Annotated in this window: 24 protein-coding genes and 1 pseudogene; 17 read left to right on the forward strand and 8 right to left on the reverse strand. The window is 59.1% G+C overall.

The window, feature by feature from the left end:
• On the forward strand, window positions 1-196 hold a 196-nt coding region (locus AOA59_RS32845; protein WP_218212207.1), incomplete at its 5' end, for a hypothetical protein.
• 53 nt (window positions 197-249) lie between these two features.
• On the opposite strand, the gene AOA59_RS25145 is transcribed toward AOA59_RS32845, so the two are convergent.
• Window positions 250-483, reverse strand: coding sequence for a hypothetical protein (locus tag AOA59_RS25145; RefSeq protein WP_143522810.1), 234 nt, complete (start codon window positions 481-483; stop codon window positions 250-252).
• 89 nt (window positions 484-572) lie between these two features.
• Entirely contained in the window at window positions 573-848 is a 276-nt protein-coding gene (locus AOA59_RS25150) for a hypothetical protein (RefSeq protein WP_099489473.1), read from the reverse strand.
• A 177-nt stretch (window positions 849-1,025) separates the two neighbouring features.
• Here AOA59_RS25150 and AOA59_RS25155 point away from each other — a divergent pair, with 177 nt between their 5' ends.
• The 9 genes from AOA59_RS25155 (at window position 1,026) to AOA59_RS25195 (ending at window position 9,999) form a co-directional block, all read left to right on the forward strand.
• Window positions 1,026-1,400 carry a DUF2513 domain-containing protein gene (locus AOA59_RS25155; protein ID WP_099489474.1) on the forward strand — a complete coding sequence of 125 codons (375 nt, stop codon included), beginning with the start codon at window positions 1,026-1,028 and terminating at the stop codon, window positions 1,398-1,400.
• Window positions 1,401-1,425: 25 nt separating this feature from the next.
• Window positions 1,426-1,848 carry a hypothetical protein gene (locus AOA59_RS25160; RefSeq protein ID WP_099489475.1) on the forward strand — a complete coding sequence of 141 codons (423 nt, stop codon included), beginning with the start codon at window positions 1,426-1,428 and terminating at the stop codon, window positions 1,846-1,848.
• Window positions 1,849-1,903: 55 nt separating this feature from the next.
• A complete protein-coding gene (locus tag AOA59_RS25165; protein WP_099489476.1) occupies window positions 1,904-2,497 on the forward strand; it encodes a tail assembly protein in 594 nt (197 codons plus the stop codon).
• A gap of 59 nt (window positions 2,498-2,556) precedes the next feature.
• A complete protein-coding gene (locus AOA59_RS25170) occupies window positions 2,557-6,519 on the forward strand; it encodes a DUF1983 domain-containing protein (RefSeq protein ID WP_099489477.1) in 3,963 nt (1,320 codons plus the stop codon).
• A gap of 337 nt (window positions 6,520-6,856) precedes the next feature.
• A complete protein-coding gene (locus AOA59_RS25175) occupies window positions 6,857-7,537 on the forward strand; it encodes a hypothetical protein (RefSeq protein ID WP_099489478.1) in 681 nt (226 codons plus the stop codon).
• Window positions 7,538-7,590: 53 nt separating this feature from the next.
• Window positions 7,591-8,334, forward strand: coding sequence for a hypothetical protein (locus AOA59_RS32725; protein WP_178076292.1), 744 nt, complete (start codon window positions 7,591-7,593; stop codon window positions 8,332-8,334).
• Window positions 8,335-8,889 carry a tail fiber assembly protein gene (locus tag AOA59_RS25185; RefSeq protein WP_099489479.1) on the forward strand — a complete coding sequence of 185 codons (555 nt, stop codon included), beginning with the start codon at window positions 8,335-8,337 and terminating at the stop codon, window positions 8,887-8,889. It begins immediately after the preceding gene.
• Between the two features lie 55 nt (window positions 8,890-8,944).
• Window positions 8,945-9,478, forward strand: coding sequence for a glycoside hydrolase family 19 protein (locus tag AOA59_RS25190; protein ID WP_099489480.1), 534 nt, complete (start codon window positions 8,945-8,947; stop codon window positions 9,476-9,478).
• Window positions 9,475-9,999: a lysis system i-spanin subunit Rz gene (locus AOA59_RS25195; RefSeq protein ID WP_099489481.1), complete on the forward strand. Its 525-nt coding sequence runs from the start codon at window positions 9,475-9,477 to the stop codon at window positions 9,997-9,999. Before AOA59_RS25190 ends, AOA59_RS25195 begins: the two co-directional genes overlap by 4 nt.
• Here AOA59_RS25195 and AOA59_RS25200 read toward each other — a convergent pair.
• Together AOA59_RS25200 and AOA59_RS25205 are read right to left on the reverse strand one after the other, a co-directional pair.
• On the reverse strand, window positions 9,980-10,336 hold the full coding sequence (locus AOA59_RS25200; protein WP_099489482.1) for a hypothetical protein: 357 nt from the start codon (window positions 10,334-10,336) through the stop codon (window positions 9,980-9,982). The genes AOA59_RS25195 and AOA59_RS25200 overlap by 20 nt on opposite strands.
• Window positions 10,337-10,415: 79 nt before the next feature.
• Complete coding sequence (locus tag AOA59_RS25205) at window positions 10,416-10,625, reverse strand: hypothetical protein (RefSeq protein ID WP_099489483.1); 210 nt, start codon at window positions 10,623-10,625, stop codon at window positions 10,416-10,418.
• A 149-nt stretch (window positions 10,626-10,774) separates the two neighbouring features.
• Here AOA59_RS25205 and AOA59_RS25210 point away from each other — a divergent pair, with 149 nt between their 5' ends.
• Entirely contained in the window at window positions 10,775-10,996 is a 222-nt protein-coding gene (locus AOA59_RS25210; protein ID WP_099489484.1) for a hypothetical protein, read from the forward strand.
• 166 nt (window positions 10,997-11,162) lie between these two features.
• On the opposite strand, the gene AOA59_RS25215 is transcribed toward AOA59_RS25210, so the two are convergent.
• Window positions 11,163-12,338 carry an integrase arm-type DNA-binding domain-containing protein gene (locus AOA59_RS25215; protein WP_099489485.1) on the reverse strand — a complete coding sequence of 392 codons (1,176 nt, stop codon included), beginning with the start codon at window positions 12,336-12,338 and terminating at the stop codon, window positions 11,163-11,165.
• A 258-nt stretch (window positions 12,339-12,596) separates the two neighbouring features.
• Complete coding sequence (locus AOA59_RS25220) at window positions 12,597-13,676, reverse strand: patatin-like phospholipase family protein (protein ID WP_099489486.1); 1,080 nt, start codon at window positions 13,674-13,676, stop codon at window positions 12,597-12,599.
• 171 nt (window positions 13,677-13,847) lie between these two features.
• Between AOA59_RS25220 and AOA59_RS25225 the strand changes: the two genes are divergently transcribed.
• The 3 genes from AOA59_RS25225 to AOA59_RS25235 are packed head-to-tail and all read left to right on the forward strand — an operon-like array spanning window position 13,848 to window position 16,149.
• Window positions 13,848-14,171, forward strand: coding sequence for a PepSY domain-containing protein (locus tag AOA59_RS25225; RefSeq protein WP_099489487.1), 324 nt, complete (start codon window positions 13,848-13,850; stop codon window positions 14,169-14,171).
• Window positions 14,171-14,839, forward strand: a complete 669-nt coding sequence (locus AOA59_RS25230; RefSeq protein WP_065912344.1) for a response regulator transcription factor — start codon at window positions 14,171-14,173, stop codon at window positions 14,837-14,839. The genes AOA59_RS25225 and AOA59_RS25230 overlap by 1 nt, the downstream gene beginning before the upstream one ends.
• A complete protein-coding gene (locus tag AOA59_RS25235; protein ID WP_065912346.1) occupies window positions 14,836-16,149 on the forward strand; it encodes a sensor histidine kinase in 1,314 nt (437 codons plus the stop codon). The genes AOA59_RS25230 and AOA59_RS25235 overlap by 4 nt, the downstream gene beginning before the upstream one ends.
• 114 nt (window positions 16,150-16,263) lie before the next feature.
• Here AOA59_RS25235 and AOA59_RS25240 read toward each other — a convergent pair whose 3' ends face one another.
• Window positions 16,264-18,411 carry a methyl-accepting chemotaxis protein gene (locus tag AOA59_RS25240; protein WP_099489488.1) on the reverse strand — a complete coding sequence of 716 codons (2,148 nt, stop codon included), beginning with the start codon at window positions 18,409-18,411 and terminating at the stop codon, window positions 16,264-16,266.
• A gap of 238 nt (window positions 18,412-18,649) precedes the next feature.
• Between AOA59_RS25240 and AOA59_RS25245 the strand changes: the two genes are divergently transcribed.
• The 3 genes and pseudogenes from AOA59_RS25245 to AOA59_RS33620 all read left to right on the forward strand — a co-directional run bounded on the left by AOA59_RS25245 (window position 18,650) and on the right by AOA59_RS33620 (window position 21,901).
• Window positions 18,650-19,969: a Na+/H+ antiporter family protein gene (locus AOA59_RS25245; RefSeq protein ID WP_162238846.1), complete on the forward strand. Its 1,320-nt coding sequence runs from the start codon at window positions 18,650-18,652 to the stop codon at window positions 19,967-19,969.
• A gap of 252 nt (window positions 19,970-20,221) precedes the next feature.
• Window positions 20,222-21,043 (forward strand): annotated as a pseudogene (locus tag AOA59_RS33615) (cache domain-containing protein); the annotation flags it as partial.
• 102 nt (window positions 21,044-21,145) lie between these two features.
• Entirely contained in the window at window positions 21,146-21,901 is a 756-nt protein-coding gene (locus AOA59_RS33620; RefSeq protein WP_371318509.1) for a methyl-accepting chemotaxis protein, read from the forward strand.
• Window positions 21,902-21,966: 65 nt separating this feature from the next.
• Here the strand turns inward: AOA59_RS33620 and yegQ are convergent, their stop codons facing one another.
• A complete protein-coding gene (gene yegQ / locus AOA59_RS25255; RefSeq protein ID WP_099489490.1) occupies window positions 21,967-23,280 on the reverse strand; it encodes a tRNA 5-hydroxyuridine modification protein YegQ in 1,314 nt (437 codons plus the stop codon).
• Window positions 23,281-23,440 lie beyond the last annotated feature (160 nt).

Consider the following 23,440-nt stretch of genomic DNA (forward strand, 5'->3'; position numbering starts at 1 on the left):
AGTGAGATCGAGCATCTACTGCCGCATCAGTGGATGCCTGGCTGATCTACGCAAGGCGTATTCCCCGTACGCTTACGCTAAATCACCGCATTGGTCGATAGCACACGAAATTCAGTTCGCCACACAGGCGGATGTATTTAAAGGCGACGTTGATAAAAAAATTGAAGCCGCGAAAGGGGTCATTAAGAGTCTTTGATGAAGATGGGCTGACTCATCGCGAACGACTACCAGCCTATCTTACTTTTTGCGTTAGAGCTTTTTCTCAGCCGCAGCCACGAACAGCTTCATGGTTCCATCGTAAAGGGGGTGGTTTTTTAAACTCGTCTCGCGATTTTCACCTTTTTCCTTGATTGCTGCTAAAGCGGTTTTGAAAAGGTGGGGATGAAGATTCCCGCTGTTCGCTAGGCATGCAATCACGGCGCTAATGGCGTCAGTATTCGCCATTATCACAGCGCTTGAATCAAACTCCTGTTTCTCGCTCACATTGACCTCCAGGTCATAAACGCGCCGATATTGGCGCAACCCCAGTCCTTGGGCTTGCAGGTGAAGAACTGGGATCACTTCGAAGAGCGTTACTCTTCTTCGCCCTCCGGGAGCTCCCAGCTAATAGTCAGTTTGGTGGTGTCTTCGTCGTATTCGACGCTCAATTCGGATTCCGAAAAGCGCTCCAAAACAGCATCAGCAAATTCGGCATTGTTTTTGCCCAAAACGAATACGGTGCTCGATTGGCCTGATCTTGTCTGGTCATTGATGTCGTAGTTAATGGAGTCCATCAAATCCCGAAATTCAATGTTCTTTTTACCTTCTTCGGTGCGTCGGCGAAGCTCTTCTGCATCTGGCGGCATCATTTTTATCTCTAATATGACAGGAAAAGCCATGCACAAAGCATGGCGTCATAACGCTACTATGACTGGATCCAAAAGCGCCACTGGCATTCCATCCACGCTGGATGCCTGGCCAGGTAACGTGTGCCATTGGGCTAAAGCCAGTGCTACCATTCTGGTTCGCCGCCCAAGGACACCATGATGAAACTTGATAAAGAGATAGTGCGCGAGATCCTGCTTGCCGTCGAAGCTAACGACGATGCTCAGAGCTGGATGACTTTGAAAATTGAAGGCAGGTCAGATAAGGAACTCTCCTATCACGTGATGCTTCTTGATGAGGCTGGATTGCTTTCGGGCATCAGCCTGGGCGGCATAGGTCATTTTGAATGGCAGCCCAAGCGCCTGACGTATCGTGGCCATGAGTTTCTGGATGCGGTACGTGATGGCGAAGTGTGGAGGCGAACTAAGGAAGGTGCCGAGAAGGTTGGCGGTGCAGGCCTGGGAATGCTTGTCGAGTTGGGGAAAGCCTATGGCAAGCAAATTTTTAAAGAGCGCTTGGGCATTGAACTGCCGTAATCACCCAGACCAAAGAGGGAACGACATGAGAATTTTGATAGCTGCGGTAGCGGTGGCGGTGCTGGCGGGGTGCGCCTCCACGGCAATTTCAGTGCGCGACGCAAAGCCGGTGCCGGCGGATGAGGTTTATGCCTTCCAGTCCAAGCCATCTGGCGAAAGTGGGAAAATTACGGTTGTGCGTGACTCCGGCGCCGTCGGCTCTGGCTGCGATATCGTCGTCTATGTAGATGGGCGCAAGGCTGCGAAAATAGGTACTGGTCAGCGGGCGACCTTTTATCTTCCGCCAGGCTCGCCAAATATAGGCGCCGGCCTCGCCGGATCAGGTCTGTGCGCAGGTGCTGCAATCCGCACCATCGCAGCAACGGTGCAGCCAGGTAAGGAAAGCCTTTATCGAATCAGCGGAGATATGGCCGGCTTCTACATCGGACCCTATGTCGACTACAACTGAAAAACGAAAATCATAAAGCCGCCTCCGGGCGGTTTTTTATTGCCCGGAGAAAAAGATGCAGGCATCAGCGATCAACTACCAACCAATGACAACCATTCGACTGCACGGGCAGCTACGTCAGTTCGGGAAGTCCTTCAGGCTTGCAGTGAACTCGCCCGCCGAGGCCATTAAGGCGCTATGTGTACAAATCCCTGGCTTTGAGCGGTTTCTATCAAACGCCAAGTCACGGGGCTTAGAGTTCGCCGTATTTCGCGATAAGCGCAATATCGGCGAGAAAGAGCTGAGCTTCAGCGGAGCCGGCGACATTCGAATTGCGCCCGTGGTGGTTGGTAGCAAGCGTGGCGGCGTTCTTCAAACAATCGTAGGCGCGATCCTAATCGTGGTTGGGGTCATTTTCTCAGCCACTCCTTTCGGTACGCCGCTTATAGGTGCTGGTATAGGCCTTGTCGCCGGCGGCGTTATCCAGATGCTCAGCCCCCAGGCCGGCGGCCTAAAAACCAGTGCCGCCCCAGAGAACACCCCCGGCTATGCCTTCGGCAGCGCCAAGAACACCACTGCATCTGGTAACCCGGTACCGCTTTGCGCAGGCGAAAGGGACTGGGGAGGCGCGATCGCTAGCGCTGGGATTTACGCCGAAGACCAGATGTAAGAACCACCCGCAACACAGCAGCCGGCTATGAGCCGGTTTTTTATTGCTTGGAGAAAAGCATGGGCGCAGCACATAAGCTCGACATCTACGGCGCCAAGGGCGGCTCCGATAAGCCAAAAACGCCGACGGAAGTTCCTGACAGTCTGCGCTCGATCGCGCTCGCGAAGATGCTTATAGCTGTTGGTGAGGGTGACTTTGAGGGCATGCCTACCGCCAGTGATATTCGCGTTGACGGCACGCCCTTGCAAGATCCTCAAGGCAATATGAACTTCCCCAACGTGAAGTGGGAATGGCGGACAGGCTCAGTCGATCAGCCCTATATCCAGGGCATCCCGTCTATCGAGAATGAAATCACCATTGGCGTCGAGCTTCGTAGCACCACGCCGTGGGTTCGAGCGATCACCAATACCCAGTTATCGGCTGTGCGTGTGCGCCTTGCGTGGCCTGCACTCCAGTCAGTAGATGCCAGCGGCAACATCAACGGGTACCGGATTGAGTACAAGGTCGAGTTGGCAACGGACGGCGGCGCATATCAGCAGGTTCTGAGTGAGGCTGTCGACGGCAAGACTACGACCATATATGAGCGCACGCGTCGTATTGACCTGCCAAAGGCAAACAGCGGTTGGTTGATTCGCGTCACGCGGCTGACTATCAACCAGAACAACAATAAAATTTCCGACACCATGCAGGTCGCCGGCTTTACCGAGGTGATCGACGCGAAGATTCGATACCCGAATACCGCGCTGCTCTATATTGAGTTTTCGGCAGAGCAGTTCCGCAACATCCCGGCCGTAACGATCCGCTGTAAGGGCCGCAAATGGCAGGTGCCGAGCAACTACGACTCGGCCTCCCGCAGCTATAGCGGAATTTGGGACGGCACCTTCAAGGAAGCGTGGACCGATAACCCTGTCTGGCACACCTACGGCATCACCACGAACGATCGCTTCGGCCTTGGCCGCCGCATCAAGCCGTGGATGGTGGACAAGTGGGAGCTTTACCGGATTTCGCAGTATTGCGATCAGTTGGTTCCGGACGGTAAAGGTGGTCAGGAGCCGCGCTTCATCTGCAACCTGAACTTGCAAAGCAAGGCCGATGCCTGGTCGCTGCTTCGCGACATCTCGGCGATCTACCGGGGCATGACCTATTGGGCCCAAGGCCAAGTATTCACCCTGTCGGACATGCCGCGCGCTACCGACTTCGACTTCGCCTATACCCGGGCGAACGTGATCGACGGCAAGTTCACCTATTCGAGCGCATCGGAACGAACCCGTTACAGCCGCGCGCTGATCAGCTACGACAACCCGGTGAACAACTACGACACCGACGTCACGGCGGTGACCGACCAGAAGCTGCAGCGGCGTTATGGCGACAACCCGCTCGAGATCAGCGCAATCGGCTGCACTCGCGAATCCGAGGCCCAGCGCCGCGGGAAGTGGGCGCTGCTGACCAACTCCAAGGATCGGGCCGTGACCTTCAAGGTAGGCTTAGACGGTCGCATCCCGCTGCCTGGGTACGTGATCCCGATCGCGGACGAACTGCTGGCCGGTAGGCCGGTGGGCGGGCGTATCTCGGCGGTAAACGGTAAGGTCATCACTCTCGACCGAGACACACAGGCCAAGCCCGGTGACCGGCTGATCCTCAATCTGCCCGACGGCAAGTGTGAGGGGCGTACCGTTCAACTGGTCAGTGGACGTCAGGTCACAGTGACCGTCGCTTACTCTGTGGCACCCGAACCTGAACTGGTGTGGGCACTGGATGCCGATGACTTGGCCATCCCGCTGTATCGGGTTGTGAGCGTGGCCCGGCCTGAGCCTGGCGTGTTCGAGATCTCGGCCGTGCAGTACGACCCGAGCAAGTTTGCACACATCGACACCGGCGCGCGCCTGGAAGAAAGGCCGATCAGTGTTATCCCTATCACCGTAGTTCCGGCGCCGGCCAGTGTCACGCTGACGTCGAGCTACGCCGTGAACCAGGGCATCGCGATCAGCACCATGAACATTTCGTGGCCTGCCGTGAATGGTGCGACCGCCTATGACGTGGAGTGGCGCAAGGATAGCGGCAACTGGATCAAGGTGCAGCGCACCGGTTCGACGAGCGTGGACGTAACCGGCATCTATTCGGGCGCCTACTTGGCCCGCGTGCGTTCGGTGAGCGCCTTCGAAATCTCGTCGATCTGGAAAAGCTCTAACCTGACCAACTTGCAAGGGAAGGTCGGCCTACCGCCGGCGGTGTCGTTCCTGACCACCACCAGCCTGATCTATGGCATCGGTATTCAATGGGGCTTCCCACCAGGTGCAGAGGACACCGAGCGCACAGAAATCTGGTACAGCCAATCGGCTGACCTGACGACCGCGATCAAGCTGAGCGACTTCAGCTATCCGCAGGCGAAGCATGAGATGCATGCTCTGTTACCTGGCACGACGCTGTTCTTCTGGGCTCGCCTGGTGGACCGGACCGGCAACATTGGCCCGTTTTTCCCGGTATCTGGTGCAGTCAATGGCCAGGCCAGCACCAAGCAGAGCGACTATGAGGCCTACTACGCCGAGAAAATCGGCAAGGGCGCTCTGTACCAGAGCTTGCGTGAAGAGATCGAGCTGATCACCGGTGACGGGCCAGGCTCTGTGAACGAACGCCTCGAGGAAGCCAAGCAGGAACTGGAGGACCTGATCAAGCAGGTGAACGACGCGCTCGCCTACGACCCTTCGAAACCTTATCTGAAGGGCGACATTGTCCGGCTCGACCAGCATCTGTACCAAGCGAAGGGCCCGGTACCGGTTGGGGCGGCACCTCCCGACGCCGCTTACTGGATCGATATCGGAACCATCCTTGAGACCACGGATGCACTGGTATCTCAGGTTCAGATCATCGAAACCACGATCGAAGAGATCGACGGCAGGGTGTTGGCCACCGCCACCTCTGTGGAGGCTTTGCGTTCTGCTGCTCGAGGTGACAATGGCGCTGGCGATCTGGCCGACGCAATCAAAGGGTGGACGTCCACGGCGGATCTCGCCGTCGAGCGCAAAACGCGAGCCAGCGAAACTGAAGCGGCGGCCCAGCAACTGCTCACCCTCAGCGCGCAGGTAGGCGATAACAAGGCATCGTTGACCGTTCTGGAGCAGGTGGTGGCGAGCAACCGCGAGGCTTCAGCAGCGCAGATCAACCAACTCAAGAGCGATTTGTCTGCTGTTGACGTTAGGGCGAACGGCAATGCCCAGGCGATCACGGGCCTCAACACAAAAGTCACGAACCTCGATGGGAAGATCACCTCCCAGGCTTCGAGCAACGAGGCGTTGCGGGCGTCCGTTCGAGGTGATGAAGACTCAGGCGAATTGGCGAATGCCATCCGGTCTTGGCAGTCTGCCGCGAGCTTCAGCAATCAAGTGAAGCTCGAGGCGACACGGGAGCTTTCAACCGCCGAAAGGATTACGACTCTTCAGGCGAGTCTCAACGATGCCAAGGGGGTGATTCAGTCGCAGCAGGAGGTGACAGCGACCGCGATTGATGTGCAGGCCAAGCGGATTGATACAGTACAGACCGGGCTTGGCAACACGAATGCATCGGTTCAGAACGTCAGCAAGACGCTTGTGACTCTGGATGGGCAGGTACAGGCCCAGACCACGATGAAAGCTCAAACGATCGTGGGCGGTAGGAAGGTTGTCACCGGCTTGGCCTTTGGCTCGGATGGCGAGCAATCAGAGTTTCTGATAATGGCTCAACGGATGGCGGTCGTGAACGAAATCGACGGCAAGGTCATCCCAATGTTCGTCATTGAGAACGACCAGGCCGTGTTCAATACGGCGATCATCAGCAAGGCGATCATTCAGGAAATCATCCTTGGGATGGTGTTGCGCTCCCCAACAGTCGACTCGAAGGGCCGGCCTCTACTGGAGATCAACATCCCAGCAGGCACGTTCATCGTCCGAGGCGAGGGCGTGGGAGGCTCGACCTTACTGGATAACACCGGTATCAGCGTGTACGACGGCGCCGAGAAGAGACGAGGCAAGTTCGGGAGGCTTTCATAATGGCCGAATTTGGTCTTGGTACTTGGGACGAAAACGGGGTGCAACTGTTAGGTCCTGCATCTTTCACGATGCGGCCCGTGCTGTCGGTTCTGGTGACCTTTTCAGGTGGAGGCGGGGCATCAACGCAAACATTTGATGTTCCGGGCAGCACACCAGAAAACAGCTTCGCAGTTGTAGTTCCAGTCGCAAGTTACAGCGCGGGAAGTCAGTTGCACCAAGTGCAGTTCGAGCCTGAAATGCTTGTGGGCGCGGTCCGGGTGTGGAGAGGGCATAGGACAGCTGTTAACGGGCTATACGCATTCGGGACACAGCGCCTTATCGTTGTGAGGGTACGTTAATGATCTACGGCTTTGAGTACATAAATAACGAAGACGTGGTAACAGTTGACTCTGAGTTTTCTAGAATAGTTGTTGTTTCGAAAGGAAGGTATGCCCCAACCCAAGAGTCAGGGTTGGGGTCTACTACCTATTTTTCAAGCGTAGTGACATCCCAAGAGCCGCCGCTTGTTTTCGTGAAGCCTGATAAGGTAAATGCAGTCGCCGGACTTTGCAGGGCTTTAATCTTAGGATCGCCGGGGAATTGGACAGGGTTCTATGTAAGAGCTTACAGCTCAACAAGTGCCCAACCGAATGGCTACTATTTTGCCGCTGGGTTTCAAGTAACGCCAAGCGCGCAGTATGGGGCGCAGCTTTATGACGCATCAGACAAGCTTGTATTTGATACGGGTAGCCCTGTTGCAGTTTTTACGAAAGCTTTACAGACATGGACTTATATAACTGCTGGGACTGATGCCCAAGGCCTTCCAATGGCCTATTTTAGCGTGCCTTTTGATTTCTCATCTAATGACTATATGCTCATCAATAACTTCTCTATGGACATGGCAGGGTCTCAGACGAGAGATATTAGCTTATATTGTTGGTGGGACTTTCCTAGCAATCGTCTATGGGCGATTACTATAGGTGCAGCAGTTCAAAATAGCCTTTATTTACCTGTTGTCTTTTCCAAAATGCAAGCATGACTTTTCATAAGGTTCGCGCTCTTTGCAGCGAAATATCTAATTAGGAGTAAAATATGGCTTCTTGGTACTCAGAGGGGACTGTTACTGTTACGAACGGCAATGCTGTTGTAACTGGTAACGGTACAAAGTTTTCCAATTGCCGATCTGGCGATATGTTTGTTGGGCCGGACAACGGCATTTATCAGGTCGTCAACCCATCTAGCGACACGTCGATGTCGATCTCGCCGGCTTACCGAGGCCCGACTTTGGCGGGTGCTGCCTACGGAATCGTGCCGGTTAATGGGTACCCGAAGGCTCTGGCTGATGCAGTGAATCTGCTGGTTCAGCAGTGGGGAGCCACGCTTTCGGCTCTTGGCACTACGGGTAACTACGATATCTTGCCTGTGCAGAAAGGAGGGACAGGACGAACTGGTCCGGCGTTCGGGACGGCGGCAGACGCGACACTTACTACGTCCGCTGACGACGCCGTTATCGGGAGGGTTTTAAGGGTGGGGGATCGAGGGATCGGCGTCCCACTGAGCGCTCGAGTTGCGTCTGATCCAACCCCGAGGGTGTACTTGGGCGGCTGGGATTTTTGCGTTCTCACGGGTAACACGCCACCAGGTTCGCAAGACGGGGCAATGCTTACCATGAGTTTCGGTAACCCGGTTTATGCCAGCCAACTCTTCGCCGACTGGCGACAGAATGTCCTGAAAATGCGTAGCGTCGTGAACTCAGGCGCGTTCGGCGCATGGCAAACGTTTTATTCGACACAAAATACTACCCGCGCCGCTGACGGCACACTGAAGGCGATCTAAATGACAACTCGCGCAGCAGTAAACATCCTCGGCGCTACCGGTGCTGTCATCGACATCACGTCCCTGGGGGTGAACACCATCACCACGGAACACCCAGGCCCAGGGCAGTACCTGGTCTACGGCACACTTGGGATGGCGCCGGCCCCTGAAGGTTGGGGCTACGTCATGAACCAGATCGACGCGGCCTGCTCGGTTGCGATCAACTACCACGACGGTGTGCTCGCTGTGAGTATTGCCAAAGACGGCGAGCCTGCCGACCTGGTAAACAGCATTACCCTTCATGTTGCAGTCGAGGCTTTGCCGATTCAGGAGATGCCCGAACTGCCCCCGCCGCCGGCTGACCCGCTGGAAGTTGCCCAGGAAGAAATCACCCGCTTACGTTCCGCCGCCGACTACGCGATCGTGCCACTCCAGGATGCGGTTGATGTCGACGAAGCCACCGATGCCGGGCTGGCCGCCCTGAAGGCGTGGAAGAAGTACCGCGTGGCGCTGAGCCGAGTTCCCGACCAGCCGGATTACCCTCAAACGATTGAGTGGCCAGATCTCCCCGCGTAAACGCGGAAGTAGACCACCACCCGCCTTGTGCGGTTTTTTTCGCCTGGAGAAAGTCATGGCTATCACCGAGCAGCAGCTGCTGCAGATCCTCCCCAACGCCGGCCGCCAAGCCGGCGTTTTTGTTCCTGTGCTGAATACGGCCATGGGACTTTACGGCATTGTCGGCACTCTGCGTGTGTCTGCGTTCATCGCCCAGGTCGGGCATGAGTCTGGCCAGTTGCGTTACGTGCGCGAGATCTGGGGGCCGACGGCGCAGCAACTCGGCTATGAAGGTCGTTCTGACCTGGGCAACACCGTGAAGGGGGATGGCTACAAGTTCCGTGGCCGTGGCCTGATCCAGATCACCGGCCGGGCGAACTATGCTGCGTGCGGTGAAGCCCTGGGCCTCGACCTGATCAACCAACCTGAACTGCTCGAGCAGCCACCGCACGCCGCGATGTCTGCAGCGTGGTTCTGGTCGACGCGCGGGCTGAACACCCTGGCAGACCAGAAGGACTTCGCGAAGATCACTAAGCGAATCAATGGCGGGCTCACCGGCCAGGCCGAACGTCAGGCGCTGTACGACAGGGCGTTGAAGGTGCTGGCATGACGGCGGTGCAGAAGCTGGCCGGTCTGGTGTTGCTGGTCCTGGTGCTGATGGCCGGTACAGCCGTCGCCACCTGGGAAGTGCAGGACTGGCGCCTGGGCAAGCAACTCGCCGAGCAGCTCAGCGAGCAAGGTGCCGCGCACCAGAAAGACCTCGACGCAATCACCGGCGAGGCCTGGCGTCAGCAGCAGGCCGAGCAAGACAAGCGCTTGGCCACCGAGCATCAGCTCGCCACCCAAGACCAACAGCACACCAAGGAATTATCCGATGCCCAGCGCAACCAGGCTCGCCTGCGTGACCAGCTTGCTACTGCTGATGTCCGGCTGTCAGTCCTCGTCGAGGATTCAGCCAGTGGCTGCAACGTGCCTACCGCCCCCGGCGCCGTCGGCGTGGTTTATGCAGCCCGTCGAGCCCAACTTGACCCAGCGCATGCGCAACGAATTATCGCCATCACCGACGACGGGGATAACGCCGTGATCGCGCTGCGTGCGTGCCAGGCGTATGTCAGGGCTGTGGCCCCCTGAGTACGATCAGCTCAAGCCGCAGGCGTTGATTCTCTCGGAACAGGTGGTCGCGCTGATTGGTAACCAGGTCGATGGGGCGAAAGCTCATATTGTCCGGTGCCTCATCGCTCATGGATGAAATGCGATCGAGCGCATTCTTCAGCTCAGCCTCGGCCGTGGCCTTGCCGGTGACCAGCAGGTCGCACATCTGCACCAGCCCGGCGATGTTCCGGCGCGCCTCAGTCAGCCGCTTCTGGGTCGCGGTCAGCTCGTCCTCGAGCAGCGCGCACTGGTGCTGGTACATTTCCAGGGGCGTAGGGCATCCAAGCCACTCGCAGGTGTCTTCGTCGAGCTTCATGTTGAGTTAATCCGAATGCTGTATGTGCATACAGTAATCGAGGTATTGCTGGGGCGCGATTCGAGGCGACGAGAGGCATTTAGTCTGGCGCCATAAGAACGGCCAGGGTCAGCTTGATGAACTCTTCGTTCTCGTCGATGGTGTGCAAGGCGCCGCGCACATTCTCAGCCACGTCGGCAGAGCCGCGCTGCTCTACCCAGTTCGCTATTTCCACGATGGAAGCTTCAAGGGCCAACTGGTTTTCGTAAAGTTTGGAGAGCAGTGAAGGGAGTAGGTCGGAGTTTGGCATTGATGTTCCTCTGGTGGAGAGGGACAGCTTAGCAGCCGGTGTTTTTTTGGGGAGTTTGTATTCGTTCGGCAGGACGCCAGAGATTGGTAATGGTATTTTGCTATTGCTGTGAGGCTGACCAGTAAAAAAATATGGAAGGACGGGAAAATATGAAAGGGATTAAGGCATTTTTGGTGCTGTTAGGACTATGCGTGCTACTGATGATCGGTGTAATGATATGGAATTATTATACGACTACCTATCTGACCACAGACTGTCAAGGTCTTGAGGGGCTGGAGCTTTCTAGCTGCATGGATGAAGCGAATAAAAATGCACAAACGGGCGCTAATGCAGCAAAGAAATTGATGAGGGAGGAAGATGGTTCACGCTAGGTGTGTGTTGCGTGAGGGCGGCTACGCGTTTGCGCAAAACCTCTGCTAAAGACTACGTCTTACCGTTTTTCAAAAGCACGGATAAGACGATGTTTTGCAATCGTTATATGAATGATTAAATTTTTTAATCAATGGCTTGATTGCGTAACGCTCCCAATATGGGGTGTTAGGTATTTGCCGTCACAAGGTCCGCCCACTCCTGCATCATTTCGCGACGCTGCTCCAAATACGCGGCATGGTTGTACACGTCGCGGATAAAGCTGCTATCAGCGTGGGCTAGTTGCCGTTCGATCCAGTCGCGGTTGTAGCCGCGCCCGTTCATCTCGGTCGAGAATAGATGCCTGAAGCCGTGGGGCGACTGCTTGCCGGTAAGCCCGCAGAGGTCCATGACGTTATTGGCGTAGTTCGTGCCAATCGGCATTGTTGGATCACTGCGGTTCGTGAACACATAGCGAAGGCCGCCAGTGATGGGTAGCATGCTTTTCAGCAGCTCAACGGCCTGGTCCGGCAGCGGCACGGCATGCTCACGTCGCGCCTTCATCTTTTGCGCCGGCGTTGTCCAAGTGGCTGCGTCCAGATCGATCTCCGACCATTCTGCGTGCCTGACCTCGCCCGGGCGTGATGCGGTGTAAATCATCAGCATGATCGCCGACCGCAACTGGTGTCCTGACACGCACTGTTGAATGGTGGCGATGGTCTTGGGTAGTTCGCTGAACGGCAAGAATGGATGCGGCCGGTTCTGCGCGCCTTTCTCGGTGACGGCGTGCATCTCAGCTGTAGGGTTCGATTCAATCAGTCCGGTGGCGATCGCATAGCTGAACACCTGGCCCATCCGCTGCCGAACCTTTACCGCCGTGACTATAGAGCCGCGCTTTTCGATGCGCCGTATCAGGCCGATCACGTCGGCGCGCTTGATGGCCTCGATCTGCCGCCCGCCAAATGTTGGAAGCACATCCAGTTCCATCAAATTGCTGATGATCCGGTAGGTGCCCGGCGATATGCTGCCCTTCCTGAATGCCAGCCACTCATCGTACACGCGGCGGAATGTCCGACCGCCAGCCTCAATCAATCCTGCCTTCTTTTCCTTCCTCGATTCGCGCGGGTCTACGCCGCGCGCAATGTCTTCCCGCGCCTCATCTCTGCGAGCGCGCGCTTCCTTCAGGCCCGTTTCCGGGTATGTTCCAAAAGAAATCCTTGCCTGTTTTCCAAGCCAGGTGAACCGAAAGTGCCAGCTTTTGATTCCACTGTTCGCCACGTAAAGCGAAAGACCCAGGGAGTCGGGGAGGGTGTATGCCTTTTCCTTTGGCTTGGCCTGTCTGGCCGCTGTGTCCGTGAGTGCCACTAGTACATCCTCTCAAAACCATTTTCAATGTACTGGATGATGTACTAACTAATTGCCATTGGGAAGGTATCGTGTGGTACGCGGTGATACTCAAATGCTTTTGTTTGTTGGGTTGTACGGAGGGAATTGGGAAGGGGTGGTTTCAGGCGGGAGGCTACCGTGGAATCTTTGAAGATTTCCACAGTATTTTAAGCTCGGTCAGGTATCTGGCAGGCGGAAAGTTTAACAGCTTGACCCCTTGCCGCGCATACCGCTGGGTCAGAGAGCTTGCAGTCGCTCGGCCAGTTCGCCGTTATCGGCTAGTTGCAGAAACTCATCCCCCAGCCGCCGACTTTCGCTCATCGCGGTTTGCCAGTATTTGTTGCGGCTCGAGTCATCGCCCATAAAGCGCTTGAAGTCGCTGCGGTCCGGCAACTTGCCGTGGGGCAGGCGGGCCAGGTAGTCCCTGGAGGGCGCCAGTAGCAGCACATCCTGCAAGCCTTGCGGGTTACTGCGCCGCCACGGCAAGCCCTTGTCGAACCAGCCGGGGATCACCCGGTCGGTGAAGTGCGGGTACAGCACAATGTCGTCGCCGTGATAGGGCAGGTCGAGGTGATAGTCCAGCAGGCCACCGTCGCGGTAAGTGCCCGTGCCTGCGCCGGGCAGGTCGCGCACGCCTTGCATCACCATGGGGATGGAACCGGAGGCCAGCAGCGCCTGGCGCAGGTTGCCCAACTGCAGGTCGAGGAAGCGCGAGGGGAAGTCCGTCAGCGCATGCACCGGAGGCGCCTGGCGCGGGTCGTGGATGATCAACCGCTCAAAATGCCGCGACAGCCGCGCACGGCCACGCAGGTTGTCGGCAATCACCGACGACAGGCCCAGCCCCAGTCGCCCACGGTGGTCATCGGCGAGCAGGCCGTGGCTCTTGACCACCATGATATTCAGGCGATAGTCGGGGTTGTCCAGCACCCGCGCATCACGGCCAGCCAGCAGGTCGTCGAGCATGCGTTGGCAGCTGCGGCTGACTTCGGCCATGGTCACGCCCTTGGCGAAGCGTTGTTCGTTATACAGTCGGCCGAGGTCCAGCAAGCCTTGCACCGGTTCGGGCAGGCACGCACTGGCAAACCGCCAGGAGCCGATCGACGCGCCGATCAGTGCGCGCTCACGCGGCGCGCGTGGCAGCCAATCGCCGAACAGCGCCAGGTCCAGGCCTTGAATGCCCAACGCCTTGGGGCCACCGGCCGCACCGGGTAGGATGCCGACATCCGCCGGCACAAGGCCTTGCTCGCGAATGCGTGTGAAAGCGCGTTTGCCGGCCTTAAGGGTCAGCGCGGGAAACTTGATGTGGATGGCAGTCATACAGGTCTCGGTTGCGGCGAACAGGCAATATAAGAGAAATCCTGCAGCGGTGGGTAAGGTTACCGATTGAAAATTGCCATGGTGGCAATTCAGTTTCAGTTAAGTTGTCAGGGGTACCGTGGTGGCCCATGTCCCTCTTCGGGCCGCCCTCAAGGAACATCAGGATACGTAATGAAGGTAAATCTACGCGCAGGCAGTCAGGTGGCGCTGGTATTGCTACTGAGCAGCGCAAGCCTGTCGGCCCATGACCTTGGGCAGGATGAAGCCCTGCGCCTGCGCCAGCAGGGCGTCATCGCGCCGCTGGAAGAGTTGCTGGGGCCGGCGCTGGAGCGCTACCCCGGCGCCAGGCTGCTGGACGCCGAGCTTGAGGAACACAAGGATAGGCCGGTGCGCTATATCTATGAAATCGAGTTGTTGACCGTCGACGGCGTGGTGCGCGAAATCGAGCTGGACGCCAGTACCGGTAAGTTGCTCAAAGATAAGGAAGACGACTGATGCGCCTGCTCCTGGTAGAAGACAACGTACCCCTGGCTGACGAATTGCTGGCCGGCCTGCAGCGCCAGGGCTACGCAGTCGACTGGCTGGCCGACGGCCGCGATGCCGCGTATCAAGGTCGCAGCGAACCCTACGACCTGATCATCCTCGACCTTGGCTTGCCGGGCCTGCCGGGTCTGGAGGTGCTGGCGCAATGGCGCGCGGCGGCCTTGGCCACCCCCGTGCTGGTGCTGACCGCACGCGATTCCTGGGCTGAACGTATCGAAGGGCTCAAGGCCGGCGCCGACGATTACCTGAGCAAACCCTTTCACCCCGAAGAACTCTACCTGCGCATCCAGGCGCTGTTGCGCCGTTCCCACGGCCAGGCCAACCAGCCGACGCTGCAATCCGCCGGCCTGCACCTGGATGAAGGGCGTCAGTGTGTGTTGCGCGATGGCGACGAGATCCAACTGACCGCCGCTGAATTCCGCCTGCTGCGCTACTTCATGTTGCACCCGCAACAGATCCTGTCTAAAAGCCACTTGGCCGAGCATTTGTATGACGGCGAGACCGAACGCGACTCCAATGTGCTGGAAGTGCACGTCAACCACCTGCGCCGCAAACTGGGGCGCAGTGTGATCGAAACCCGGCGTGGCCAGGGTTACCGGTTTGGCGCCGCCCCGGCATGAGGTCGATTCAGCGGCGCCTGAGCCTGGGGTTGATCAGCGTCATGGTGGTGGTCGGCGTGGTGCTGGCGCAAACCAGCTTGTGGTTGTTCGAGGCCGGTTTGCAGCGCTACCTGGAAGCCGGGCTGCGCAACGACAGCGAGAACCTGCTGGCGGCACTGGTGCGTGGGCCCGAGGGTGTTCAGTTGGATGAGCAGCGTCTGTCACCGGCCTACCAACGGCCGTTTTCCGGGCATTATTTCCGCATTGATTTTGCCGACGTTCACTGGCGCTCCCGCTCGTTGTGGGACCAGGAGCTGCCGCGCCTGACCGAGCCGGGGCTCAAGGGCAACCTGCAACTGGGGCCGGAACGCCAGCAACTGCTGGTGTTGCGTTCGGACTACAAGCGTTTCGGGCAGTTGATTTCCATCAGCGTGGCCCAGGACTACACGCCCGTGCGCGAAAGCTTTCGCTTGATGCGCCAGATCGGCTTGATCATCGGTTTGGCGGCGCTGTTGCTGGTGCTGATCCTGCAACGGGTCACCGTGCGCCGCGCCTTGCGCCCACTGGAGACGGCACGCAACCAGATTGCCCAACTGCAACAGGGCCGGCGCTCGCAACTCGATACCCAAGTGCCGTTGGAACTGGAGCCGCTGGTGGCGCAGATCAACCATCTGCTGGCCCATACCGAAGACAGCCTCAAGCGCTCACGCAATGCCTTGGGCAACCTTGGCCATGCGCTGAAAACTCCGTTGGCGGTGCTATTGAGTGCGGCCTCCAGCGAAGCGCTCAAGGATCACCCCGAACTCGGCAAACTGCTGCGCGAGCAGCTCGATCAAGTGCAGCAACGTCTCAACCGCGAACTCAATCGGGCCCGCCTGGCCGGCGAAACCCTGCCCGGCGCGCTGTTCGACTGTGAAAAAGAACTGCCCGGCCTGCTGGCCACATTGAGCATGATCCACGGTGAACACCTGGATTTGAGCTACCACGTCGACCCCGGCCTGCAATTGCCCTGGGACCGCGAAGACCTGCTGGAGCTGCTCGGCAACCTGCTGGATAACGCCTGCAAATGGGCGGACGCCGACGTGCGTTTGACGCTCAGCGAAACCCCGCGCAGCTTTCTGCTGGGCGTCGAAGACGACGGCCCCGGCATTCCGCAGGCCCAGCGTGAGCAAGTGCTCAGCCGCGGTGCGCGCCTGGATGAGCAGATTGACGGCCATGGCCTGGGGCTGGGGATCGTGCGGGACATCGTCGAGGTGTGGGGAGGGACGCTGCAGTTGCAGGACAGCGAACTGGGCGGGCTCAAGGTGCTGATCGAATTACCCAAGCGTTGAGATCGTTCCCACGCTCTGCGTGGGAACGCCGCCTTGGACGCTCGGCGTCCCGCTGTCGACGGGTGACGCGGAGCGTCACAGGAGGCGTGCCCACGCGGAGCGTGGGAACGATCATTACACCCGAAACTGATCCATCAACCCCTGCTGCTGATTCGCCAGGCTATTCAATGCCTGGCTCACCCGTGCCGACTCATTGGCCTGCTCCGACAGCGATTCAGTCACATCCCGAATCGTCGCCACATTGCTGTTGATCTCTTCGGCCACGGCGCTTTGCTGTTCGGCGGCGCTGGCGATCTGCAGGTTCATGTCGCTGATCACCGTGACCGCCTCGCCTATCTGGCGCAGGGCGGTAACCGCCTGGCCGACCTGCTCGACACTGCCCTGGGCCTGGCGATAGCTGTTGCCCATGGAGCCGACCACGTCGGTGGTGCCGCTTTGCAGGTGCTCGATCACCCGGCGGGTTTCTTCTACCGACTCCTGGGTGCGCTGCGCCAGGTTGCGTACTTCGTCGGCGACCACCGCAAAGCCACGGCCAGCCTCACCGGCGCGGGCGGCCTCGATGGCGGCGTTGAGTGCCAGCAGGTTGGTTTGCTCGGCGATGCCACGAATCACTTCCAGCACCGAGCCGATCTTCTCGCTATTGGCCGCCAAGCCTTCGACCTGGGCCATGGCGGTGCTCATGTCCGCCGCCAGGTTGCCGATGTTGGTGGTGGTGCGGTCGATCACACTCAAGCCGTCGCGGGTGGCCTGGTCGGCATCGCGAGCAGCGTGTGCCGCCTGGGCAGCGCTGCGGGCGACGTCCTGGGCGGTAGCGCTCATTTCGTGGGAAGCGGTGGCCACTTGATCGACCTGGCGGTACTGCTGCTCCATGCCGGCGCTGGTTTGCGTGGCGATCGCGGCGGACTGGTCGGCAGTGCCACGGGCGTCCTGCACCGAGCGTTTGACTTGGGCAATGATCGGTTGCAGCTTGTCGAGGAAGCGGTTGAACCAGCCGGCCAACTCGCCCAGTTCATCCTGTTTGTCATAGGCCAGGCGGCGGGTGAGGTCGCCTTCACCACTGGCAATGTCTTCAAGCATGCGCGCCACGCCAAGGATCGGCCGGGTCACGCTGCGGGCCATCAACCACACAAGCACTAAGCCAACCACGGCCGCCAGCAGGCCCAGGCTCAACTCCAGCAGCGTGCCACGGGCGTTGTCCGCGTCCAACTGTGCCTTGAGTGTTTCGGCGGGGCCGACCAGGACTTTCTCCGGCACATCCAGCAACACGCCCCACGGCTTGCCGCCGGGAATCGGCGCGAATGGTGCCAGCACCTTGAGTTGGTGACCGGTACGCAGGCTGCTGGTCTGCGGATTACTGGCCAACACGCTGATCAATTGCGCGCCGCTGGCGCTGTCGACCTGATCCAGACGCTGGCTGAGTTTGCCGGCGTCCGGGCTGTAGCCGGCGAGCAAACCGGTGGGGCTGAGGATGCTGACCTGGGTCTGGCCGTCGTACAGCTTCTGACTGGCCTGTTGGCTCACGGCCTGCAAGCTGTTGAGGTTGATGTCCACCGATAGCGAGGCGATGACTTTGCCGTTGACCATCAGCGGGAAGACGATGCTGGTCATCAGCACCTTTTGCCCGTCGATCACATAAAAGTACGGTTCGATCACGCAGGGTTTCAGGGTGGCGCGTGGGCAGGTGAACCAGGCGTTGGCTTTTTCGCCGCTGGGGCCGACGCTGACGTCGGCCATGTCGCTTTCGGGCAGCGACATGGAGGTGAGTTTGCCCGGCGTTGGCTGCGACCAGTAGAGGGCGAAGCGGCCTTTGTTGTTGCTGCCCAGTTCTGCCTGATTGGCGAACAACTCGTCCTTGCCGTCCAGCGCATTGGCTTCAAACACCAGCGACAGGCCCAGCAGATCGGGGTTGGCCTGCAAGGCGGCCTTGACCTGGCGGGTCAGGTCTTCGCGGGTATCGAAGGCGTCGAGGAAGCGTTTTTCCGCCTGTTCACGCAAAAATAACACCTGGCGCGAAAAACCATGGCCGTACTGATAGGCGTCCATAAATTGCTGGCGAATGCCCAACGCCTGCACTTCACCTTGGGCCTCGATACGCGCCTGGGCGGACGCGTCGAGCATCTGCATGCTGGACGCTTTGACCTGCTGTGAACTCTGCTCCATGCGAAACAGCGACAAACCCACCAGCAGGGTCACGATCCCCAGCAGGCACAAGCCCGCGAGCAGGGTGATTTTCCATTGAATGGAGAGCTGTCTAAGCGACATCGGGACATCCTTACCTGAAAACACAGAGAGACCCGTTTATCGGCTGTTCCGGATATTTCTTTATTCAAACGTTCAATTTAAAGCCTGAAACGGCGTCGTTTTTTGACATGACGGCCCGCCTGCTGCAAAGTGCGCGCCCTCTAATAAGACCTCTTAAAGCCTGCACACGGACGCCACCCGATGGCCGCCCGGTCGCGGGCCTGTCTGTTTTTTATGTTTTTTGCTTGAGGTAACCATGATTAACGCAGTCATCGCCGCGGTCGGCACCATGCTGGTGCTCAGTTTGTCCCGCGTGCATGTGGTCATCGCCATCATCGTCGGCGCCCTGGTCGGTGGCTTGACTGGCGGGTTGGGCATCGAGGCCACGCTCAAGGCCTTTAACGGTGGCTTGGGCGGCGGCGCGACCGTGGCGTTGTCCTACGCCTTGCTCGGCGCGTTCGCGGTGGCGATTGCCAAGTCCGGCCTGGCTCACGCGTTGGCGGACAAGGCGCTGCTGCTGGTCGATCGCCAGGAAGCCACCGGCGGCAGCCATGTCAAATGGCTGCTGATCGGCCTGTTGTGGGTGGTAGCGATTGCTTCGCAGAATATTCTGCCGATCCATATCGCGTTTATTCCGCTGCTGGTGCCGCCACTGCTTTACGTGCTGACCAAGCTGCAACTGGATCGTCGCCTGATCGCCTGCGTAATGACCTTCGGCTTGATCACGCCGTATATGTTCCTGCCGGTGGGCTTCGGCAATATCTTCCTTAATCAGATCCTGCTGGCCAACGTGGCCAAGAGCGGCGTGGACATCAGCCAGGTCAACGTTACTCACGCGATGGGTTTGCCGGCGCTGGGCATGGTGGTCGGTCTGCTGGTGGCGGTGTTTATCAGCTACCGCAAAAAGCGCGTGTATGACCTGGAAAAAATCGAGCGCGTCGAGCAAGTGGCGGTGCAGTATAACCCGCTGACCCTGCTGGTTGCCGGCCTGGCAATTGCCTCGGCGTTTATCATTCAGCTGTGGCTGGACTCGATGATCATCGGCGCCCTGGCTGGGTTTCTGATCTTCTCGGTGTCGGGCATTGTGCGCTGGCGCGACACCGACGACCTGTTCACCGAGGGCATGAAGATGATGGCGATGATCGGCTTCATCATGATCGCCTCTTCGGGGTTTGCCGAGGTGCTCAAGGCTACCGGTGACGTGCGTTCGCTGGTGGAAGCCTCGGCGGCATTCATCGGGCATAGCCGTGGGGTGGGTGCGTTGCTGATGTTGCTGGTGGGGCTGTTGGTGACCATGGGCATTGGTTCGTCATTTTCTACGGTGCCGATTCTGGCGGCGATTTTTGTGCCGTTGTGTGTGCAACTGGGCTTCAGTCCGTTGGCGATTGTGTGCATCGTGGGGACGGCGGGTGCATTGGGCGATGCCGGTTCGCCAGCGTCGGACTCCACGCTCGGCCCGACTTCCGGCTTGAATATCGACGGCCAGCATCACCATATCTGGGACACCGTGGTGCCGACCTTTCTGCACTACAACATTCCGTTGCTGGCGTTTGGCTGGATTGCTGCGATGACCCTCTAGTATCTGCAACAGGTTCAATTGTGGCGAGCAGGCGTGCCCTGCGTTGGAGCGCGAAGCGGTCCTGAATCCAGGCACCTCGATCTGCCTGGCGTGTTACGGCTACGGCGCCTCAAAAGGGGCTGCTACGCAGCCCAGCGCAGGGCAAGCCTGCTCGCCACAACAGTCCCAGTCGCCACCAAGTTCAGGTGTCCTACAGATATTTCGCCACTGGCCGTTAACCTCTCAAGTCGCCACGAATAAGAGAGAAAAGCCATGCGTCTGAGTTTGAAGGCCAAAGTCCTGTCCCTGGCCGTTGTGCCGGTGTTGTTGTTTGCCGTGGTTATCAGCCTGACCACGGTGTGGATCCTGCAGGGCCAGGCGCGCACTGAGGTGGATGAAACCCGCCAGCGCCTGCTCAACGACGCCAAGGCCACCCTGCAAGGTTATGTGGAAGTGGCGATGACCACCATCAAGCCGCTCTACGACGCGGCCGCCCCCGGCGATACGGCGGCGCGGGCGCAGGTGGTCAAGCTGTTGTCCAACACGGCTTACGGCAAGGACGGCTACTTCTTCGGCTACGACTCCGAGACCATCCGCCTGTTCAAGGGCAACAGCCCCGACGGCGTGGGCAAGAGTTTCAAGGACAACCGCGACCCCAACGGTGTCTACGTCAACCGCGACCTGGTCAAGGTCGGCAAGGACGGTACCCACTACCTGCAATACAGCTCCACGCAACCTGGCCAGACCGAGCTGGTGCCCAAGCTTGGCTACACCGAGTACCTGCCCAAGTGGGACATGGTGATTGGTACGTCGGTGAACCTCGATGGCATCGAAGCCCAGGTGGCGGTGGTCGAGGCCAAGGTCGAAAAACGCATGGAAGGCGTGCTGCTGAGCATCCTCGGCGTGGCGGTGGTGGTGCTGTTGGTGATTGCTGCGGTCGGCATGCTGGTGGCCAATACCATCTTGCGCCCACTGAACCTGATGAAAGCCAACCTCGACGATATCGCCGCAGGCGAGGGCGACTTGACCCGCCGCCTGGCCATCACCAGTCAGGATGAGCTGGGGGAATTGGCCGGCGCGTTCAACCGCTTCGTCGACAAGATCCACGGCCTGGTGCGTCAGATCACCGAAATGACCGCGCAACTCACCGGGCTGGTCAGCCAGGTGTCCGAGCAGGCCCAGCGCTCGGAAACCGCCATGGAACGCCAGCGTCACGAGACCGATCAGGTGGCGACTGCGATCAACCAAATGTCCTCGGCGGCCCACGAAGTGGCACGCAGTGCGCAAGGCGCCGCCGTCGCCGCGCAACAGACCGACGCCGAAGGCCAGGCCGCCAAGCGGGTGGTGGACGGCAGCATCGCGCAGATCCATGCACTGGTGAATGACATTCGTAGCAGCGGCGTGTCCCTCGACAGCTTGCAGCAGGATGTGTCGTCGATTGTCAGCGTGCTTGGCGTGATCCGTTCGATTGCCGAGCAGACCAACCTGCTGGCCCTCAACGCCGCCATCGAAGCCGCACGGGCCGGGGAGGCCGGGCGTGGTTTTGCGGTGGTCGCCGACGAAGTCCGCGCGCTGGCCAGCCGCACGCAAACCAGCACGCAGGAAATCCAGGGCATGATCGACCGCCTGCAAAAAGGCACGGTTGCCGCTGTGGATGCCATGCGCCGCTCCAGCGATGCCGGTGATGGCACCTCGGCCCAGGCCAACCAAGCCGGTGCGTCGCTGGACACCATGGCGCAGTTGATCGGCACCATCAACTCGATGAACGCGCAAATCGCCAGCGCCGCCGAAGAGCAGACTGCCGTGGCCGAAGAGATCAACCGCAGCGTGCATCAGATTGCCGTGGCGGTGGACAGCGTGGCCGATGAAACCCAGTTGGGCGCGCAAACCTCGCGCAGCCTGGCGGACCTGGGCCAGCGCCTGGGGCAGTTGGTGGGGCAGTTCAGGATCTGATCAACCCTGGCTTCAGCGTATGTGTGCCTAGCGCTGATACAAATAGGCCTGTCACCGCCCCTGCGTTAGACGTCACGCATCAGCAGGCCGAAGCGCAGGTCCATGTCGCTCGGCAGTGGCACATACACCGTGTGCCCATCCCCCGGCGCCACGTCTATGGCCTCGCCCTTGGCGTTGTGCAGGTTGGCGAGGTCAAAGTGAAAGTTGCCGGCCGGTGTCATCAATTCCAGATGATTGCCCACGGCAAAGCGGTTCTTCACCTTGACCTCGGCCAGCTCGGCCCGGCGTTCGCCGGTCAATTCGCCGACAAACTGCTGGCGCTCCGACACTGAGCTGCCGTTCTGGTAGTTCTGGTATTCGTCGTGTACATGGCGACGCAGGAAACCTTCGGTGTAGCCACGTTGGGCCAGGGACTCAAGATTGGTCATCAGGTTGCGGTCAAACGCTCGGCCCGCCACCGCATCGTCAATGGCCTGGCGATACACCTGGGTGGTGCGCGCGCAGTAGAAGTGGGACTTGGTGCGGCCCTCGATCTTCAGCGAATGCACGCCCATGTGCGTCAGGCGCTCCACGTGCTGCACGGCGCGCAGGTCCTTGGCGTTCATGATGTAAGTGCCGTGTTCGTCTTCGAAGGCGGGCATCTGCTCATCCGGGCGGTTGGCTTCTTGCAGCAAAAACACCTGGTCGGTCGGCGCACCGATACCCAAGGTCGGTTCACAGTGCTGGACGATATCGCCCGTGGCGTTCTCCACCGCCGGCGTGGCCGAGTATTTCCAGCGGCACGCGTTGGTGCAGGTGCCTTGGTTGGCATCGCGCTTGTTCATATAGCCGGACAACAAGCAGCGCCCGGAATAGGCCATACACAGGGCGCCATGCACAAACACTTCCAGCTCCATGGCGGGCACCTGTTGGCGGATTTCGCCGATTTCTTCCAGTGACAACTCTCGCGACAGAATCACCCGGCCGATACCTTGCTGCTGCCAGAACTCGACGCTGGCCCAATTCACTGTATTGGCCTGCACCGACAAGTGAATTGGCATGCACGGGAAGTGACGGCGTACCAGCATGATCAAGCCCGGGTCGGACATGATCAACGCGTCCGGGCCCATGGCGATCACCGGGGCCAAATCCTTGAGGAAGGTCTTGAGCTTGGCATTGTGCGGGGCAATGTTGACCACCACGTAGAAACGCTTGCCCAGTGCATGCGCCTCCTGGATGCCGAGCGCGAGGTTGGCGTGGTCGAACTCGTTATTGCGCACCCGCAGGCTGTAGCGCGGCTGGCCGGCGTAGACCGCATCGGCGCCGTAGGCGAAGGCATAACGCATGTTTTTCAGGGTGCCGGCGGGGGCGAGCAGTTCGGGGGCAATCACGGGGGGCATGGGCTCAGGTCGCAAAAGGTCGCGAGGGTAAGGGAGCTGGACTGAGCTTTTATTGATCCAGGTCGGGCTTTTGCCGGTTTGTATCGCCGTGTATGGGTGGTGGGCTGTTCTACGTCAATATCTGCGCCACCCGCTACGAACGGCTTGGGGATGATTGGCG

Source organism: Pseudomonas sp. 2822-15 (assembly GCF_002742515.1).
GTDB classification, from domain to species: domain Bacteria; phylum Pseudomonadota; class Gammaproteobacteria; order Pseudomonadales; family Pseudomonadaceae; genus Aquipseudomonas; species Aquipseudomonas salomonii.

Bases quoted from the DNA above. Each gene is read 5' to 3' on its own strand.
- AOA59_RS33620 (WP_371318509.1), top strand. From the start codon at position 21,146: ATGGAACGCCAGCGTCACGAGACCGATCAGGTGGCGACTGCGATCAAC.
- AOA59_RS32725 (WP_178076292.1), top strand. From the start codon at position 7,591: ATGGCTTCTTGGTACTCAGAGGGGACTGTTACTGTTACGAACGGCAAT.
- AOA59_RS25235 (WP_065912346.1), top strand. From the start codon at position 14,836: ATGAGGTCGATTCAGCGGCGCCTGAGCCTGGGGTTGATCAGCGTCATG.
- AOA59_RS25240 (WP_099489488.1), bottom strand. From the start codon at position 18,411: ATGTCGCTTAGACAGCTCTCCATTCAATGGAAAATCACCCTGCTCGCG.
- AOA59_RS25220 (WP_099489486.1), bottom strand. From the start codon at position 13,676: ATGACTGCCATCCACATCAAGTTTCCCGCGCTGACCCTTAAGGCCGGC.
- AOA59_RS25225 (WP_099489487.1), top strand. From the start codon at position 13,848: ATGAAGGTAAATCTACGCGCAGGCAGTCAGGTGGCGCTGGTATTGCTA.
- AOA59_RS25210 (WP_099489484.1), top strand. From the start codon at position 10,775: ATGAAAGGGATTAAGGCATTTTTGGTGCTGTTAGGACTATGCGTGCTA.
- AOA59_RS25165 (WP_099489476.1), top strand. From the start codon at position 1,904: ATGCAGGCATCAGCGATCAACTACCAACCAATGACAACCATTCGACTG.
- AOA59_RS25205 (WP_099489483.1), bottom strand. From the start codon at position 10,625: ATGCCAAACTCCGACCTACTCCCTTCACTGCTCTCCAAACTTTACGAA.
- AOA59_RS25160 (WP_099489475.1), top strand. From the start codon at position 1,426: ATGAGAATTTTGATAGCTGCGGTAGCGGTGGCGGTGCTGGCGGGGTGC.
- AOA59_RS25230 (WP_065912344.1), top strand. From the start codon at position 14,171: ATGCGCCTGCTCCTGGTAGAAGACAACGTACCCCTGGCTGACGAATTG.
- AOA59_RS25185 (WP_099489479.1), top strand. From the start codon at position 8,335: ATGACAACTCGCGCAGCAGTAAACATCCTCGGCGCTACCGGTGCTGTC.
- AOA59_RS25170 (WP_099489477.1), top strand. From the start codon at position 2,557: ATGGGCGCAGCACATAAGCTCGACATCTACGGCGCCAAGGGCGGCTCC.
- AOA59_RS25150 (WP_099489473.1), bottom strand. From the start codon at position 848: ATGATGCCGCCAGATGCAGAAGAGCTTCGCCGACGCACCGAAGAAGGT.
- AOA59_RS25190 (WP_099489480.1), top strand. From the start codon at position 8,945: ATGGCTATCACCGAGCAGCAGCTGCTGCAGATCCTCCCCAACGCCGGC.
- AOA59_RS25200 (WP_099489482.1), bottom strand. From the start codon at position 10,336: ATGAAGCTCGACGAAGACACCTGCGAGTGGCTTGGATGCCCTACGCCC.
- AOA59_RS25175 (WP_099489478.1), top strand. From the start codon at position 6,857: ATGATCTACGGCTTTGAGTACATAAATAACGAAGACGTGGTAACAGTT.
- AOA59_RS25155 (WP_099489474.1), top strand. From the start codon at position 1,026: ATGAAACTTGATAAAGAGATAGTGCGCGAGATCCTGCTTGCCGTCGAA.
- yegQ (WP_099489490.1), bottom strand. From the start codon at position 23,280: ATGCCCCCCGTGATTGCCCCCGAACTGCTCGCCCCCGCCGGCACCCTG.
- AOA59_RS25195 (WP_099489481.1), top strand. From the start codon at position 9,475: ATGACGGCGGTGCAGAAGCTGGCCGGTCTGGTGTTGCTGGTCCTGGTG.